Below are 18,438 nucleotides of genomic sequence, written 5' to 3'. Positions count from 1 at the left end.
ATCTGCTGCAAAAGCTGATAAACTGATTAAGCTAACAATAACTATTTTTTTCATTGAAATTTCCATTTTGAATAAATTGAAAATATTTCACACCTGTAATTAATTATATATTGTTTTGAAAAAAAATCAACAAAACAGTTAATTAAGCATTCTTATAAGCCAAATAAGGTGTTTGTAGCATCAATTCGACGCTACAAAATATCGAATATTACATTATGAATCAACAACCAAAATTACTCTTTTTATTAAGCTTTTCTTGGATCGACTTAACATTAGATTAAGCATAATTGCCAAAACAAACAAACATCTTATATACTTATGAACAATAACTCATACATCATTAAAAAAGCTCCGGAAAAATAAAAAATGTTTACAAAAGCAAGATCAGATCAAAGTAAAAAAGAGCAATAATGGAAGAAATACAAGAAATAAACATCCTTAGTTTGCAAGAAACGCCTGAAGAAACACAGTATGATTTTAACCCAAAAACATTTGATGAGTATTTAGGGCAAGAAGAACTGAAAAAAAAGTTAGCAATTTATACGCAAGCGGCTAAAATGCGCAACGAAGCGCTAGACCATCTGCTCTTATTCGGTCCTCCAGGTTTGGGGAAAACAACTCTTTCACAAATTATGGCTGAAGTAATGGGCGTGCATATTAAAATTTGCAGTGGCCCGATGATGGAACGCACCGGTGACTTGGTTGCTATTTTATCAAGTTTAGATCCGCGAGACATTTTATTTATTGATGAAATTCATCGTATGCCAATTGCAGTCGAAGAGGTCCTTTATAGTGCAATGGAACATTTTCGCGTTGATGTTATTGTGGGCCAAGGTGCCGGTGCAAAATCGATCAATCTTCCCATTCATCCATTTACTCTGATTGGCGCAACCACAAAAAGTGGTGCCATTTCAGCTCCACTGCGCAGTCGATTTGGCATCAGTGAACGACTTGATTTTTATACCGACGAAGAGTTAAAAGAAATTGTACTTCAAAATGCACAATTCCTTGACTGCGCAATTGAAAGCGAATCCGCATTGATAATTGGCAAATGTGCACGTGGTACACCACGTGTTGCAAAAAAAATATTACGTCGCGTCCGTGATGTTGCACAAGTTACTAATGCAAATGTAGCACATCCGGAATTGGTACAAAAAGCACTAAAATTCCTCGGCATTGACGAAGAAGGTTTAACCAAAGTCGACCACATGATCCTTAAAAATATAGTAACCAATTTTAACGGTGGCCCGGTTGGACTGGAAACTATTGCATCAATGGTTGGCGAAGATAAAGATACCATTGAACTGGTATACGAACCATTTTTAATGCGTAAAGGATACATTGAAAAAACGCCACGTGGAAGACAAATTCCTCATACCAAACTACCTTTTTTAAAACAAAAATTCATGGGGCAAGGGACATTATTATAGTTCGATATATTTTTACGCTGCAAAAATATATCGAACCATTGCAATGGAATACACTCTATTGTATCGTATTAACTAAACTGTTTTATTTAATATAAAAGGAGTCAGAATGAACACATACAAAATGATGATGCTGCCCTTGGCATTCATTAGTTTGACAGGACTGGAAGCACGCGAACGAGATCCAGAAGCTAAAAATGTTTACACATTAAAACGTAATCGTGCAATTCGTCCAGAAACACCATTACTAGTACAAGCACAAAGTTTTGCACAATTATGTTGCGCATGCGCACAACTGACAGTACCAGATGATTGTAAAGGAAAAATTGTAGTTGGAAGCATTCAAATGCCCGGAATGGGTTCTATTCCAGGATCAGGACCCGGATTTACTTATGTTGCAGATGCAACCACAGGTACAGTTGTAATTACTTTTGACACATTAGTTCTTCCTGTAGTCACAGCAACAGCACAAGATACAAATGCACCACGCACTGTACAAATTATTGACCGAACTAATAACACAGTTACATTATCGATTAATGGTTTTGTTGCAGGAGAGCCAACGATTGTTGATTTTCATGCAATTCAATTCGCGTGTCCTTAATGATTTCGTCTTAGATGATCCAACGATTGTTAATTTCCATGCAATTCAATTTGCATGCTCTAATGACAAAGTTATTTTATAATTACACCTTCAAAAAAACGCACCCACTGATATAAAAAAGCCAGGAATATTTCCTGGCTTAATCTTCTTTCGACAAAATGGTATTAATTTCACTAGACCATTTAGCACCCTGTTCACACGCTTTTTCTACAACTTTAAATGCTCCGAAACAACAGAGCAAACCTACAGCAGCTAATGCTCCACAACAATCCGGCCCTGCATCATCAAAATCATCTACAGCTTGATTAAATTGATCAGAAGGTTCAACATTCAATGGTTCGACAGCCTGAATCATTAAGCTCATTGAGCATAATAATACCACTATTAATTTATTGATTTTCATCTGGGCGCCCTTTCATCTTTAAAAATTCATGAATGAGCATGACAAGTTATTGTAAACTATGCAAGAGCTATTGTTTCTTTTTTGTTACCATTCCCAATTGATCTGCAATATAAGCAACGTTTTTAATTAATGGTTTTGACGTTTCGTATAAAGCAATCCCTGTATCGCATGGACAAGCACAACAAGGACCGACACAACACATAAAACAACATGCAGCGCCACATTTACCATGACGAACAGCCGTAACAGCATTTCTCACCGTCTCAGTCATCATCAAAGGCTCAGGAGCTCTTTGAGCATCATTTTCATGCATTGCCATCATAGGTAAAGCAAGCATTAAAACAGATAAAGCAAATATTGTTTTCATAATATAAACCTCCAAAACAGGTATTTAAATTGAAATCCATCATCTCATAAAAGTAGCATAAATATTCAATTTGTCAAATAATATCTCAGCTTTATAAAGAAAATGCTTTTGATTCTGACCGATCAACACAACCATAATTTCACCCTGTTTTTCAAGTCGACAAAAATCAATGTTTAAGTATAATAATCATATAAAATCAAAATATGACATATGAACATAAAAAACTAGGAACATACTATGGCCGGTCATTCCAAGTGGAAAACTATAAAACATAAAAAAGCTGCCTTAGATGCCAAACGAGGTAAATCTTTTACCCGATTAATTAAAGAGATTACTGTTGTTGCTCGTGATGGTGGCGGAGATCCTGATGGCAACCCAAGATTACGCACATTGATGGATAAAGCAAAACAGATTAATATGCCAAATGAGAATGTTATACGTGCAATTAAAAAAGGAACCGGAGAACTGCCGGGCCTTTCTTATGAATCAGTTATGTATGAAGGTTATGGACCGGGCGGCATTGCGATATTGGTCGATACATTAACAGACAACAAAAACCGAACCGTTTCTGATATGCGTCACCAATTTTCAAAAAAAGGTGGCAACTTAGGAGAATCAGGATCAGTAGGTTGGATGTTCGAAAAAAAAGGTGCACTCACATTCAAAGCACCCAACAAAACTGAAGATGATCTGCTCGAACTCTTGTTAGATTATGACATATCTGATATAAAAACAGATGATGATCTTTTTACTGTATACTGTGACATTAAAGCCTTAGAGCCGATCAAAAAAGCATTACAAGATACCGGTATCATCGTAGAACATGCTGAACTTGATTATGTCGCAAAAAACAACATATCATTAGATGATGCAGAGTCAGAAAAAGCTCTTGCATTACTCGAAATATTAGATGATCATGACGATGTTCAAAATGTATATACCAATTTAGCTTAAGAACGGATTATTAACCATGCGCAGTATGACCGGATTTGCCTCAAAAACCGCAACTTTACATTTCAAAGAAACAAAATTTCATGCAACTGTCAGTATAAAATCAGTTAATTCACGTTTTTTTGAAAACACATGCAAACTTCCTTATGCATTACATCATTTAGAAACCGATATCACAAAAATACTCAAAAAACAGTTGTATCGTGGGCATCTTTTCACCTCTATCAACTTGAGTGACCAATCTATTTTAAAAGGTAACGTGACCACTTCATTGCCTATAGTAAAAAGCTACTTGCAATCTGTGAGCGAAATTCAAAAAGAAACCGGTGTTGCCGGCACTTTCACCATCTCAGACCTGATTCAACTCCCTTATGTATTTTCAACACAAGAAAAACTTATTGATGAAGAAATCAAAACACAACTCATTAACTTAGTCCAAGAAACCGTCACGTTGTTAATAGCCGAAGAGGAACGTGAAGGCAGCGCAATGTGCACAGACCTTACAGAACGACTTGATATTGCACAAAAAAATATTGATGCAATCGAACATCATCATGCAGCATTTATGAAAGCACGCAAAGAACAGATTTTAAAAGAGATTCAAACATATACAACTGAAGATGACAAAGTTGTCGAAACGCGTAAAGCGGCACTATATTACATGCTTGATAAAATAGATATCCATGAAGAAATCGTACGTTTCAAAAGCCATTTAAATCGTTTGCATGATCTGCTTGCATCTGTAAATATCGAAAAAGGAAAACGTATTGATTTCACACTACAAGAGCTTACGCGCGAAATTAATACTATTGCGGCAAAAGCATCTGATGCAAAAATGGGGTCTCTTGCAATCGACATTAAAGTTGAACTAGAAAAAGCGCGCGAGCAAACGCAAAATGTTGTATAATTATTTGTAGCACTTTTTTTTTATTTTTATTCTCTACTTTTTGCAAAAAAATCCTTACACTAAGCATATAACTGCTCACGCACAGCGTTGGTAATACCTAAGGAACCGCTTTAATGTCCAAACATTTTACCCATTTACACTGTCATACTGAATTTTCATTACTTGATGGTGCAATATCACTTGATCGTTTAGTCTCATTTGGTAAAGAACATGATTTAAAATCATTAGCCATTACTGATCACGGTAATATTTTTGGTGCCGTAAAATTTTTTCAAAAATGTAAAAAAGAGAATATTAAACCGGTATTAGGCATTGAAGCATACTTAACCGAAGATGCTGCAATCAAATCCGCTAACAACAAATATTATCATTTGATCTTGTTAGTACAAAATGCAGTCGGCTATAAAAATCTGTGTAAACTGATTTCATTTTCATACCAACAAGGTTTTTATTTCAAGCCCCGCATTGATTACCACATGCTACAAAAACATTCAGAAGGTTTAATCACCAGTACAGCATGCTTGGGTGGACATATACCTAAATTGCTCATGCAAGGCCAAGAAAAACTGGCTGATGAGCGCGTAGATTGGTTTCTTGATGTTTTTGGCCGTGAACGTTTTTATATGGAAGTGCAACCGGATGATCAACCGGAGCAAACAGAGCTTAATCAAAAACTATACGAGTGGAGTAAAAAGAAAAACGTCAATTTGATCGCAACCGGTGATTGTCATTACCCAACTCTTAATGACCGCGAAGCTCATGAAACGTTACTGTGTATCGGAACTCATGCAAAATTTGATGATCCCGGGCGATACTCATTCGGTGACTGCCGTACCTATATGCGCACCCCTGACCAAATGATCGATCAGTTCAAAGATCACGAGGATGCAATTTGGAATACCGGAAAAATCGCCGATATGTGTGAATTTGACTTTGAAACCGGCAAACTTTTTTTTCCGAAATTTAATATCCCCGAAAAGCATACTCCTGAAACATTCTTCAAAGCCGAATGCCAACAAGGGCTCGAAACATTAATTAAAAAAAAACTTATTGTTGAAGAAAAAAGAGACGAATATCAAGCACGACTTGACCTTGAAATGGATTTGATTATCTCGATGGGTTTTGTCGGATACTTTTTAGTCGTAAGTGATTTTATTAAATGGGCACATCGCAATGGTATTCCGGTCGGACCCGGACGCGGTTCAGCTGCAGGATCACTTGTTGCATGGACATTAGAAATTACTAATGTTGATCCACTCAAATACAATTTACTTTTTGAGCGTTTTTTAAATCCTGAACGTGTGAGCATGCCTGATATCGACATCGATTTCTGTATTGAAGGACGTGAAGATGTCATTCAATACGTTCGCGACCATTACGGTCATGATAAAGTATGCCAAATCATTACTTTTGGTACCATGGCTGCCAAAGGTGCACTCAAAGATGTTGCTCGCACACACGGATTTTCATTTGAAGATTCAAATGCTATTACCAGCCTCATTCCTGATCAATTAAAAATCACACTCAAAGAGGCGCTTGAACAGGAACCACGCTTAAAAGATTTGATGGAAAGCAATCCAAAGGTAAAACATCTGTTTGATATTGCATTTCGTCTTGAAGGCTTAACGCGTCATGCATCAAAACATGCTGCCGGCATTGTGATTTCTCCTGAGCCAATAGATGAAGTATTACCGCTTTTTGTTCCGTCAAAATCAACCGATTTAGTTACACAATATGCAATGACAGAACTTGAAAGCTTAGGTTTTTTAAAGATCGATTTTTTAGGATTAAAAAACTTAACGCTTATCGATCGTGCATTAAAACTTATTAAGCAAAATCACCATGTTGCCATCGACATAAATCATCTACCGCTTGATGATGAAAAAACTTTTGAACTTATTTGTGCAGGTAAAACATCAGGCGTATTTCAGTTAGAATCTGAGGGATTAAAAGAAGTACTGCGTAAATTAAAGCCATCTGCATTTGAAGATATTATTGCGGTAAACGCATTATATCGCCCGGGCCCGCTCGGTTCAGGCATGGTAAATGATTTCATTGAACGTAAACATGGCACACAAAAGATAACCTATTTGTTCCCGGAACTTAAACCGATACTTGAAGAAACATACGGTGTTATTGTATATCAAGAACAAGTTATGAAGATTGCATCTACCATTGCCGGTTATTCTCTTGGTGAATCTGATATTCTACGACGTGCAATGGGTAAGAAAAAAGTTGATGTTATGGCGGAACAACGTGAACTGTTTATTGAACGAGCCGAAAGTCTAAAGTTTGATAAAAAGAAAGCCGGAGAACTATTTGATTTAATGGCATATTTTGCCGGATATGGTTTTAATAAATCTCACTCCGCAGCATATGCTTTTATCGCCTACCAAACAGCCTATCTCAAAGCAAACTATCCCGCAGAGTTCATGGCATGCTTAATTTCACTTGAATCGTCTAACGCAGACAAAATGTCCTTTTATTTGCAAGAAGCAAAAGATATGGGGCTGGATATCTTGCCACCGGATATAAATCGCTCAGAAATTAAATTTAGTGTCGTAGAGAATAAATTACTGTTCGGGTTACAAGGTATAAAAAGTGTTGGGCTTGCATCGCTTGAAAATATTTTGCAAGTAAGAGCTAAAAAAACATTTGCCGATATTTTTGATTTTTGCAAGCGTATTGATCTACGCACATCAAACAAACGAGTCATTGAACATCTTATTTGGGCAGGAGCACTAGACAAACTTCCAGGATCTCGTGAACAAAAAACAAACGAACTTCAAACAATTATCGATCAGGCCGCAGCCAAAAAAAAAGCTGAGCTAACCGGCCAAATGGATCTTTTTTCTTTAGGCAAAAAAGAGGACGGCCAAGATGAATTATACGCATTTGCTCCGTGTACCAAATGGTCCGATAAAGAAAAGCTGGAAAAAGAAAAAGAGGTTATTGGATTTTATTTGAGCGCACATCCGCTGGAAAGTTATCGAAAACAATACAGTTGGCTACAAGTGCCAACATTTGAAGCGTTACTCAAAAAAGCGCAGGAAACCCCATTAGATAAAGAAGCGTTTGGTGTAAGTTATGGTATCATCAAAAGCAAACGTGAAATCACTACAAAAAAAGGTGATCGCATGGCATTTGTGCAACTTGAGGATATGAATAATGTGTGTGAAGTTATTCTATTTCCTAAAACATTTGCACAAGTAGAGCATTGGCTTGATGATCATCATGTTTTCTTGGTAAAAGGTTCACTTGATTTAACTTCGCCACATATCTGCAAAATCAAAGCTAATCATTTTGTACCGATTGATCTATTGCTAGCCGAATCAAACTGTATCGAACAAGCATACCTACACATACCTGATGATATTTCTGATCAACAGTTAGAGCAATGTAAAGAACTTTTAATCGCTGGCCAAATACCTCTTGCATTACGTTATCAAGAAAATGATAAACAGATTAAATTGGTAACAAAACAGAAAATTGCCCTTGATCAATCCACTATTGACTCAATCAAAGCCTTAAACATTAAAGTTGAAATTGAACTTTAATCAGAAAAACCATTGCATTCAAAAGCTTTTATTAGATACGCTTAAAGTAAAAAAGGTGTCTAAATATGAAAAAAATGATCTTATTCCTACTTTTTTTGAGTAGATTAACTATTGCAACCGATGATAAACCAAATTTTGAACTACAAAATCCAACAGGAAAAACATACTATTTTGCGCTATCAAATGATTCAATCAATGGCCTAAACACCATGGCTCGTAATCTTGAACCAATTGGTCCACACCAAACTATCGAAAAACAAGTTAAAAATGATGGCTCGATTCATATGATAATTAGCGAAACTCTTTCACCAAGCAAAAAACAGATACTCCATTTATACACCATTTCTACAAAAGGCAGTCCTTTAAAAAATGCTTATTTAACTATTGAAAGCACAAAAAATGACCTCAATGTGAAACCTCAATCAGAAGACCCTATGAAAAAAGAATTTACTGTTTCTGGTTTCTCTTTAAAGAATAATATAGACAAAGACAACATAATGCATTCAGAAACCTCACTATATGGCACACAAGACCCAAACTTTGAATTCTGGAACAAAAGTAAAAATCCGGTATATATATACTTAGCAAACCATCAACCCATTAAAGTCGAAAATTTACAAATTGTTGAACCGCAAAAGCGTTATTTCACTCACATGAAGAATAACAATGACTATTATATTGCATTCAGTAAAGATCCAACAGAAATACAAAGAATTTATCTCTTAGAACGCAAACCCGATCAACCGGTATTTGTACGGCTTGGTAATGATGGTACAACTTTTGGCGTTCAAAAAGGAAAGAAAAATGGACTATCAAGTACAAGCCAAAGCGGCTTTTCATTAAAAAAGAATATTAAAGATAAAAATATCAAACCTATCTTGATTCGAAAAGGTGAATAAATTTATTCACCTTGCACATAAGCACAAGCCATTGCATAGGCATGCTCATCCACCACTTTTAATTGTGCCAGAAATTGACGTAATACATGCGCATCATACATTAATCGATTAAGCGTCTGCTGAACCAATTGCAGCTTTATTTGCGACTCAATGAGATCGTCACGCAATGCAACAAAAGTAATATCCACTAATAACAAAGCTTTTTGCGCCATCTGCATATCAAACCGATCGAGCAATGCAAGCATCTCTTGTACCGCTTGTTTACGCAGCAACAAATGACATAAATGTTTCACATAACGAAACATACGTTTTTGATCTTTTAATTGCGCATAGAGTTCAATTATTTTTTCGATATAGATGTGATTATCTTGCAAGGTAAATAGATGATCGTATACAGCAACAGCTTGCATGTATTGATTTCGATCTTGGTAGATTTGCGCAGCTTTTTCGTACAATTTGATTGCTCCATCAATATCGTTAAAAGCACACAGAATATCACCTTCCAACTGAAAGCCGATGGCAGCATTATCAAATGAATGTGACAGCAAACGGTAAACGCCCAATGCACGTTCTTTCTCTTTGCGTGAAATACATTCAGCAAGTCGAAACCAGGCAATATTATATTTATCCGCCTGTACCTGATTCATCATCTATTCCTTTTTGATTTTAGCGTGCTCTTATCTCCAGATTACACCTTACCATATTTTTTATTCGCCGATGCAAGAAAATTATATAACCAATTCTTGTGCACTTAGTTTACTTTTTGCATAACACTGGAACTGACTTTATACGAACTAATCGGCGAGGATCATTTTTTGTTTGTATATATTTCTTAATTCTAGTTTCATCTAGTTGTTGCAAAATTTGTTCTCTTTTGCTCTGATTCACCATACTTAATCGACGCAACTTAGGAGAGTCTATTCTACGCGGTGATGGCCCTTTTTCCTTTTTCAGTTCATCTACTCTTGGAGAACTACCCCGAGGTGAACCATCTGAATGCAGCCCATCCATTCGATTTTTTTTTCTCTCTATTTTGAGCATATCATTTTCAGTCAATAACAAATGGATTATTTCATGTAAAAGTTTATCTTTTGGCAATGTTTCAGCAAACTTTTTAACAACCTCAAAGAGCTCAATATGATCTTTTTTTTGTAAATTCATGAAAAGAACATGGCCAAGGATTTCATATATTTTTTTATTTTCTTTTGATAAATTTTTGTAAAACATACGCTCTAATTTCAGTTTCCCCTCTTCTTTTTTACAACGCTGATGCATCATATTATGCAACGCAACGACATCCATTCTTGGTGACTGGCGAGGTGATAACAATGGCGTCGCTTCATTAACTTCACTCGTTAATATAGCACTTCCACTACGATTCCTTCTTGCCCTAGAAGTATCTTGATCACCTCCTACTCCAGAAAGATCTAACTTTTTACTTAAGGGCGCAAGCTTTTTTACACTTCCTTGTCCCGCTTTCCACAACATAGCTGCTTGAGGAGATTTAGGAAAAGAACGTTTTCTATCTGCGCCAAAAATAGAGAAAGAAACCAATACGCAAAATAACATCTGTTTCATAAAAAAACCTTTAATTTAAAAATTAACCTACCTATTTATACCTTAGTTTTCATTATTACTCAATAGGCAACGGATAACTTAAAAAAGAGCTCTCTAGCTTGTTTTTTTAAAAAATAATTGATTTAAAAAAAACTTTGCCGAAAATGGTCGCTATTTAATATTGTAAATTTCATTTAGTACTGGCCGTGCCATACGAAGTTTGCCGAGTCGGAAGACCCGGATCCATCCTTCGTTAAAACTACGGAGGACAGGTAAGCGAAGACTGGTGCCGGGAGGCGGAATCGAACCACCGACGCTGAGCTCTTCAGGCTCACGCTCTACCACTGAGCTACCCCGGCCAACACATTAGATAAGATATGTACTAAAATTGTACTTATTCAAATATATTTGTCAATAAAAAAAAAGCATAATTAAACTATTTTTTTCAAGATCCTACACAGAAGCTCTTTACATTGCCAAATACCCTAACTTTGCTAGTCTTATAAAAATATATACTATTATATTCCCCTTATAAAATCGCTAAAATGTGGAAAATCATATGATAGACATTCAAACAGAAATCGCAAATCAAAAAGCTGCTTTTTTAAAAGCTCTTGAACAAGTAGATAATGAACAAACATTAGAAATGGTACGCATTGATTATGTCGGCAGAAATGGTCACATAACCAATCTAATGAAATCACTCAAAAACCTTTCAATCGAACAAAAGCGTGAATTTGGCCCAAAATTAAATGCATTAAAACAGATGGCCGAATCTACATATGAACAAAAAAAAGAAGAATTGTTCAAAACAAAGCTCCAATCTGAACATGAAAAAAATCATGATTTTGATGTAACTGCATATAAACCGCATCAACAGTTTGGCCACTTACATGTGTATACACATATCATTGAACAACTGGAAAATATTTTTATTTCTATGGGATATGACATTGTCGATGGTCCTGAATTAGAAACCGATTTCTACAATTTTGAAGCATTAAATATACCAAGTGATCATCCTGCACGAGATCACCATGATACTTTTTGGGTCTCAGATAACCTACTGCTACGCACACATACCTCACCGGTACAAATTCGTGCAATTGAAAATTCAAAGATGCCAATTGCAATTTTTGCTCCCGGACGCACCTACCGAAATGAAGCAACCGATGCTTCTCATGATTTTATGTTCATGCAAGGTGAATGTCTTTTTATTGATAAAAAAGTATCATTAAGCAATTTACTCGCCACAGCACAAGCATTCTTGCAAGCATTTTTTCAAAAAGATGATCTGCACATTCGTGTCCGCCCCGGCTTTTTCCCTTTTGTTGAACCGGGTCTGGAAATCGATGCATCCTGTCCATTTTGTACCCAAGGTTGCTCTATTTGTAAAAAAACAGGGTGGATTGAACTTCTTGGCTCTGGACTTGTGCATCCAAATGTTCTAAAATGCAGTGGAATCGATCCAGAGAAATACTCTGGATTCGCGTTTGGTTTTGGAATCGAACGTCTAGCAATGATTAAATATGGCATAAATGATATTCGTTTATTCCATAGTAGTAAAGTTGAATTTCTTGATCAATTTTAATTGAGTGACTAAAGGAACAGAATGGATATAACCAAAGCCATAATACCTGCTGCAGGTCTTGGCACACGTTTTCTACCTTACACAAAAGCAGTTCCAAAAGAAATGCTTCCTCTTCTTAATAAGCCTGCATTGCAATACATAGTGGAAGAAGGATTATCTTCCGATATTAAACAGTTCTATATTATTTCAAGTCGCGGTAAACAAGCTATCGAAAACCATTTTGATGCAGACCCAAGCTTATCTCATTTATTAGATGATCGTGACAAAGGCGCATTACTTTCAAGTGTCAACAAAATCATTCGCAATGCAAGTTTCACCTATATCCGCCAATCTGAACCATTAGGATTAGGCCATGCAGTTTGGCTTGCACGTCACGCAATCTGCAAAGAATATTTTGGGATATTTCTACCTGATGATATTATCGCAGGAAAACAAGCAGGATTGGCACAATTAATACGTATCGCCCGTCAAGAAAAAGCGAGCGTCATTGCCGTACAAGAAGTACCGCAAGATTGCGTTTCATCTTATGGCATTATATCAGTCAAAAAACAGATCACACCTAATCTTTTTCAGGTAGGACATCTCGTTGAAAAACCTGAACAAAAAGATGCTCCATCCAATTTAGCCGTTATCGGTCGCTATGTTTTATCACATAAAATATTTCAAGCACTTGATGATATCAGCTCATATGAAACTGACGAAATGCAACTTACTGATGGAATTTCACAAATGATGAAGTCTAACGAAAAAGTTTTTGCCTATAAAGTTCAAGGCACTCGTTATGACATTGGCAATCCTATTGGATGGCTAAAAGCATCAATTGGCTTTGCACTTCAAGATCCGCATTATGCACCTCACATTCGCAAATATATTGATGAATTGGACACCATGCAATCATTTATGTATGACAACAATAAAAACATAATGCATAACGTATAGTTCGATACATTTTCGCTTCGCGAAAACACTCACTACAGGCGGAGAATGAGGATTCCATTGTTATAATTTTAATATCCGAATGTCTCACCGTCTATAGCAATAATCACTAAGCTCTACACGTTTATTAATTAGCGTTAATTCGATATAAGAAAATATTCTTTTAGGCTATTTGTCAGAAATTTATCTAAAAATACTATCATAATTATTTCATCCTGAGTTGAGCATTAGCGAAGTATCGAAGGATATTCCGAATAGATCAAGTCCTTTTTTTTGTATAATTTAAATGCATTCCAAATTCTCCGTGCGTAGTGAGTGTTTTTGCGTAGCAAAAAAGTATCGAACTATACCGAACCAAGCACGTTTTTTCATATATTTACTTCTAATTATTGCAAATAGAATATTATAATGTTTATATTGAAATTGTAATAGTTCAATAGAACTAATTTAGAAAAAAATGGAATGAAAAGGAAAGTGACATGGTTAAAAAAATAATGTTATATCTCATATGCATCTGCACTCCTATCGTTGGTTGCCCAATGGGACTCGGCAAAAAATATCAAAATAAACCACCGTTTTTTCATCATACATTTTATACGCACCAAAAAGAAAAACCTAAACAGTTATTACCCATGAGCTGCAAAAACAGTATCTCAAAAAAAATTAAAGATATAAAAGCATAACGAGGGAAAAAGAAATGAAAAAAACAATATTACTATCTGCGCTATTATACAACTATGCCCTGCTTACAGCTCCCGGATGCATGGATAATAGCTACCACTTAACTAAACACAATGATCCTAAGAACCTTCACCATGTACAGTGCAATTGTCCATGTGAAAAAAAATATGCAATGCTTGCTGACTACACGTGTAGTAAATGCAGACATTTTCATGATCCAAGAACTTCAGTTATTTCTATTGAACAAGGCATCGTCAATTGCTCGATAAAACCACAAAGTGTTGCGACATGCTGCTACCCAAAAAAATTATTTAAATGTAGATAAATTAACCACTCACTCCTTTAAAAAAAAGACAGGATCCTTCCCCTCGAGGATCCTGTCTTTTTTTAACTAATGCTTTATTGGACAATAAAGCATTTTTTATATTTAATTTTAAAACTATTGCTAATTATTCAATTCAATTAGTAATATGTAATTAGATAATGACTATACGATAGAGCATTCTCTTACGACAAGATTATACATATTGTAAAGTCTCGGGAGGTTATAATGAAAAAATATATATTTTTGTCGCTCATTATATGCAAAGTAATCAATGCATATAAAGCACCATACATTCCATTGTTCGGCACTGCAAAATTAGGAAGCGCCAAACTTACCCATCAGCTACTTACATGCAAAAAGGTAAATCCCGACCAAATCGATGAATATGGCAACACCCCACTACATTATGCCGTACACATACAAAGTCATGAAGTCACCAATTTGTTACTTGAACATCATGCACAAACCAACATACAAAACAAAAAAGGAAAAACCCCTTTGCATATTGCAGTACAACAAAATAACGATTATTTAGTGCGCCGTTTGATGGCATATGGCGCCAATCCAAACTGTGCTGATAATAATGGCAACACACCGCTTCATCTTGCAGCTATCCACAGCAATCGCCTACTTTCTTATACCATAGCATGCGATTTACTTTCATATGGTGCTGATCAAACAATAAAAAACAGATCTGGCCAAACACCACTTATGTTAGCGCAAAACTTCTGCACAGATACAACTAACGCACAGATAATACGTAAACATCAAGAAAATGCTCAGCGCATCATATGTTTATTACAAAATAGTAAGCAAAGATCTCGCCCATATACAACATTGGATAAAATGTTTATACATATAGCAAAAACAACACATGTCGATACTATGAAGCATCTTCTGCATTGCCCTGCCATTAATATCGATCAACAAGTTGGCAAACATAAACGAACTGCTTTGATGTATGCAGCCAAAAATAATCGTACAAAAATGGTGTCTTATTTAATAGAAGAAAAACATGCAGATAAATCATTATGTGATGCATCAGGCAAAACTGCCTATGATTATGCAAAAAAACATACTAATGATCAACTGCATGCATTGTTAAAAACATAATGTTCTTATTTCGTTACTGATTATTTTCATTCTTTCGCAAACGCTTCAATTGATCTTGTCCAACTTTTTTTTGCGTATCCTTAGGCAAAGCATTAAACACAAGCTTATCAATATCTTTTATTTTACAAGTGAGCTGTGCATCAATTCTTAGAGGATACTCATCATCATCTACATCAGCCTTACCCAATGAAACATCTTCTAATATTAAAACATCATCATATTCCATCAAATTCACTGTTTCTTTATCGTCTTCAGAAGTTGATCGAAACATAAAATAATGCATCGGAATAGATAAATGCAACTGTTGCTGAAGAAAACCGCGCGTCCAAGAATTTATAATTTTCACTTCACTATCATGATCTATCTGAACTAAACAACATAACATTGCATTTTCAATCTGATCAATAAGGTGAAATTTTCCTTTGAGAGCAGCACTTTTAGATTGCACAGATTGCTCTGCTGCATACAGATTGTTAATTATTGCTAAAATACAAAATATAAATGAATTGCGCATAACATCTTCCATGTATCAAGTTGAAATATATAAAGATTTGCACCTTAAATATATCATAATAAACAAATAAATAAAACTACACCAATTTGTGTTTTACTCATTTATCCGTTGCAAAAATGGAATAACTGAATCAGGATTGAGCGATAAAGAATCAATACCACAATCAAGTAAGAATTGTGCTAAATCAATATAATCGGACGGCGCTTGACCACAGATGCCAATATAACGCCCTTGTTTGTGCGCGCCTTCAATCGCCATGGCAAACAATTTTTTAACTGCCTCATCACGTTCGTCAAATTGAGGTGCTAAAATTGCTGAATCGCGATCAACACCGAGAGTCAATTGCGTTAAATCATTTGAACCGATTGAAAAACCATCAAAGAACTGTGCAAATTGCTCAATAAGCAAAACATTTGAAGGTATTTCACACATCATAACCAATTGCAAACTATCTTTGCCCCGCTGCAGTCCATATCTTGCCATTACATCAACAACTCGCTTTGCTTCATCAACAGTACGGACAAACGGCACCATAATACGAATATTCTCAAACCCCATCTCATTGCGTACTTTAATAAATGCGGCACATTCTAATGCAAACGCCTTTTCAAAATCAGAATGATAATAACGTGATGCGCCACGCCAACCGAGCATAGGATTTTCTTCCATTGGTTCGAAAACATCACCGCCAATCAAGTTGCGATATTCGTTTGATTTAAAATCTGATAAACGCACAATAACTTCATGGGGATAAAATGCAGCTGCAATCATTCCAATATGTTGTGCCAAACTATCGACAAAAAATATTTTGGGATCTGCATATGCATCTGTTTTTTCTGCAATCAATTTTTTAGCTTGTTCAGAAATTTTTGTCGGTTCAACAATTGCCATTGGATGAATACCAATTTGATTACTCAAGATAAATTCTAATCGCGCCAAACCTACACCTTGCACCGGTAATTGCGCAACAGAGAATGCACGATCCGGTTCTGCAATATTGACCAAAATTTTAGCCGGTATCTTTGGCAATGTACCAAGCTCAATATTCGTTTTTTCATAAGGTATTTCACCTGCATACACATATCCGGTTTCACCTTGTGAACAATCAAGCGTAATGAGCTGCTTATGTGGAATAGCTTGTGTACCATTTTGCGTACCTACAATTGCAGGAATGCCCAATTCACGGCTCACAATTGCCGCATGACAGGTTCGTCCGCCACGGTCAGTAATAATACCTGCCGCTTTTTTCATTGCCGGTACCCAATCAGGATCAGTCATTTGAGTAATGATAATATCACCCTCTTTAACAATATCAATTTGTTCAACAGATGTAATCACATGCGCACGACCTGAAGAAATCTTCTGGCCAATGCTCACACCGGTAATCAACGGCTTTAAATCACTTTGTTTCTCAAGAAGATGAAACGTTTGAAAAAACGAATCCTCTTTTTTTGCGCCATGTATAGTTTCAGGACGAGCTTGCACAATATAGATCTTGCCATCCACACCATCTTTTGCCCATTCAATATCTTGCGGCATCCAACGATTATGTTTTTTTGAATAGTAATCTTCAATAATAAGGACATAGCGAGACAACTCTAAAATATCTGCATCAGACAAACAAAAGCGTTCTTGTTGCTCTTTGGGCGTAGCAATACTAAATACATGATCCTCATTCTTATCATATATCATTTTGATATGTTTATTGCCCAACTTTTTTTTGATAATCGGTTTATATTTTTTTTGTAAAAGCGGCTTGAATACAACGAATTCATCCGGCGTCACCGAACCTTTAACCACTGATTCGCCTAGCCCCCATGAACCATTTATCATCACAACATCTTTAAAACCGGTTTCAGTATCCAATGAAAACGCAACACCCGCTGCGCCATCATCCGCAAGTACCATCTTTTGAACACCAACTGACAAACCAATCTTCATATGTTCAAAACCTTGCTCAACACGATATGCAATTGCACGTTCAGTAAACAATGATGCCATACATTTACGTGCAGCATTTAATAATGCTTCTTGCCCTATTTCGTGCAGATAGGTTTCTTGTTGCCCTGCAAATGATGCAGTTGGCAGATCTTCTGCTGTGGCAGAAGAACGAACTGCAACAGCAACATCATCTTGATTATATTTTTTACTTAATACATGATAAGCTTGCACAATTTCATCACGCAAATCATCGGGATACTTTGCTGCTATAATTAATGCACGAATTTCACGGGCATGTGTACGCAATGTAGCAAGATTGCTCATATCAATCTTATCAATAATCCGAGTAATCGGCTCAACAAGATTATTCGCTTTTAAAAAATGCCAATAACCATCAATGGTAATAGCAAAACCATCAGGAATAGACACCTTATCAGATAAATCTGCTATCATATGCCCCAATGATCCGTTTTTACCACCAACCAACCCTTGATTAGCATGTGTAATTTCACCAAACCAGATAATGTACTTCACTACATCTCTTGCTTATACATACATACTAAAAACTGAAAATATCGGTAAAATAAGACAAAATACTTTCATACTCTTTCCTTTTTTTTATTTTAAATGTAAGCCCAATTTTCGCTTAGCAACATACAGCATAC

17 protein-coding genes and 1 tRNA gene are annotated in these 18,438 nt (G+C 35.9%); 11 read left to right on the top strand and 7 right to left on the bottom strand.

Going from position 1 to position 18,438, the window contains the following annotated elements; all coding sequences use genetic code 11:
- Positions 1-410: 410 nt before the first annotated feature.
- Together ruvB and WD055_00260 are read left to right on the top strand one after the other, a co-directional pair.
- On the top strand, positions 411-1,430 hold the full coding sequence (ruvB, locus tag WD055_00265) for a Holliday junction branch migration DNA helicase RuvB (protein ID MEX0848644.1): 1,020 nt from the start codon (positions 411-413) through the stop codon (positions 1,428-1,430).
- Between the two features lie 106 nt (positions 1,431-1,536).
- A complete protein-coding gene (locus WD055_00260) occupies positions 1,537-2,031 on the top strand; it encodes a hypothetical protein (protein ID MEX0848643.1) in 495 nt (164 codons plus the stop codon).
- A 139-nt stretch (positions 2,032-2,170) separates the two neighbouring features.
- Here WD055_00260 and WD055_00255 read toward each other — a convergent pair whose 3' ends face one another.
- Positions 2,171-2,434 carry a hypothetical protein gene (locus tag WD055_00255; protein ID MEX0848642.1) on the bottom strand — a complete coding sequence of 88 codons (264 nt, stop codon included), beginning with the start codon at positions 2,432-2,434 and terminating at the stop codon, positions 2,171-2,173.
- Positions 2,435-2,501: 67 nt separating this feature from the next.
- Positions 2,502-2,801, bottom strand: a complete 300-nt coding sequence (locus WD055_00250; GenBank protein MEX0848641.1) for a hypothetical protein — start codon at positions 2,799-2,801, stop codon at positions 2,502-2,504.
- A gap of 237 nt (positions 2,802-3,038) precedes the next feature.
- Here WD055_00250 and WD055_00245 point away from each other — a divergent pair, with 237 nt between their 5' ends.
- The 4 genes from WD055_00245 to WD055_00230 all read left to right on the top strand — a co-directional run bounded on the left by WD055_00245 (position 3,039) and on the right by WD055_00230 (position 9,115).
- Positions 3,039-3,755, top strand: coding sequence for a YebC/PmpR family DNA-binding transcriptional regulator (locus tag WD055_00245; GenBank protein MEX0848640.1), 717 nt, complete (start codon positions 3,039-3,041; stop codon positions 3,753-3,755).
- 16 nt (positions 3,756-3,771) lie between these two features.
- Positions 3,772-4,659 carry a YicC/YloC family endoribonuclease gene (locus tag WD055_00240; protein MEX0848639.1) on the top strand — a complete coding sequence of 296 codons (888 nt, stop codon included), beginning with the start codon at positions 3,772-3,774 and terminating at the stop codon, positions 4,657-4,659.
- Between the two features lie 113 nt (positions 4,660-4,772).
- Positions 4,773-8,216 (top strand): DNA polymerase III subunit alpha, encoded by a 3,444-nt coding sequence (gene dnaE, locus WD055_00235; protein ID MEX0848638.1) that lies wholly within the window; start codon positions 4,773-4,775, stop codon positions 8,214-8,216.
- 65 nt (positions 8,217-8,281) lie between these two features.
- A complete protein-coding gene (locus tag WD055_00230) occupies positions 8,282-9,115 on the top strand; it encodes a hypothetical protein (GenBank protein MEX0848637.1) in 834 nt (277 codons plus the stop codon).
- Between the two features lie 2 nt (positions 9,116-9,117).
- Here the strand turns inward: WD055_00230 and WD055_00225 are convergent, their stop codons facing one another.
- The 3 genes from WD055_00225 to WD055_00215 all read right to left on the bottom strand — a co-directional run bounded on the left by WD055_00225 (position 9,118) and on the right by WD055_00215 (position 11,031).
- The gene (locus WD055_00225; protein MEX0848636.1) at positions 9,118-9,765 is read right to left on the bottom strand and encodes a hypothetical protein; all 648 of its coding nucleotides are present in this window, start codon (positions 9,763-9,765) and stop codon (positions 9,118-9,120) included.
- Positions 9,766-9,871: 106 nt separating this feature from the next.
- Positions 9,872-10,693, bottom strand: coding sequence for a hypothetical protein (locus WD055_00220; protein ID MEX0848635.1), 822 nt, complete (start codon positions 10,691-10,693; stop codon positions 9,872-9,874).
- 263 nt (positions 10,694-10,956) lie between these two features.
- A tRNA-Phe gene (locus tag WD055_00215) sits at positions 10,957-11,031 on the bottom strand.
- 200 nt (positions 11,032-11,231) lie between these two features.
- Here WD055_00215 and pheS point away from each other — a divergent pair.
- From pheS to WD055_00190, 5 genes are all read left to right on the top strand, one after another.
- Positions 11,232-12,263, top strand: a complete 1,032-nt coding sequence (gene pheS / locus WD055_00210) for a phenylalanine--tRNA ligase subunit alpha (GenBank protein ID MEX0848634.1) — start codon at positions 11,232-11,234, stop codon at positions 12,261-12,263.
- Between the two features lie 21 nt (positions 12,264-12,284).
- Positions 12,285-13,202 (top strand): UTP--glucose-1-phosphate uridylyltransferase, encoded by a 918-nt coding sequence (locus WD055_00205; protein ID MEX0848633.1) that lies wholly within the window; start codon positions 12,285-12,287, stop codon positions 13,200-13,202.
- A 476-nt stretch (positions 13,203-13,678) separates the two neighbouring features.
- Positions 13,679-13,882, top strand: a complete 204-nt coding sequence (locus WD055_00200) for a hypothetical protein (protein MEX0848632.1) — start codon at positions 13,679-13,681, stop codon at positions 13,880-13,882.
- 14 nt (positions 13,883-13,896) lie between these two features.
- On the top strand, positions 13,897-14,205 hold the full coding sequence (locus WD055_00195; protein MEX0848631.1) for a hypothetical protein: 309 nt from the start codon (positions 13,897-13,899) through the stop codon (positions 14,203-14,205).
- Between the two features lie 225 nt (positions 14,206-14,430).
- On the top strand, positions 14,431-15,318 hold the full coding sequence (locus WD055_00190; GenBank protein ID MEX0848630.1) for an ankyrin repeat domain-containing protein: 888 nt from the start codon (positions 14,431-14,433) through the stop codon (positions 15,316-15,318).
- Positions 15,319-15,331: 13 nt separating this feature from the next.
- On the opposite strand, the gene WD055_00185 is transcribed toward WD055_00190, so the two are convergent.
- Together WD055_00185 and ppsA are read right to left on the bottom strand one after the other, a co-directional pair.
- Positions 15,332-15,832 carry a hypothetical protein gene (locus WD055_00185; protein MEX0848629.1) on the bottom strand — a complete coding sequence of 167 codons (501 nt, stop codon included), beginning with the start codon at positions 15,830-15,832 and terminating at the stop codon, positions 15,332-15,334.
- A gap of 93 nt (positions 15,833-15,925) precedes the next feature.
- Positions 15,926-18,307, bottom strand: a complete 2,382-nt coding sequence (gene ppsA / locus WD055_00180; protein MEX0848628.1) for a phosphoenolpyruvate synthase — start codon at positions 18,305-18,307, stop codon at positions 15,926-15,928.
- Between the last annotated feature and the right edge of the window lie 131 nt (positions 18,308-18,438).

The organism is Candidatus Dependentiae bacterium (assembly GCA_040878395.1).
Classification (GTDB): domain Bacteria; phylum Babelota; class Babeliae; order Babelales; family Vermiphilaceae; genus JAKBEL01.
This window is presented reverse-complemented; position numbering and strand designations above follow the sequence as displayed.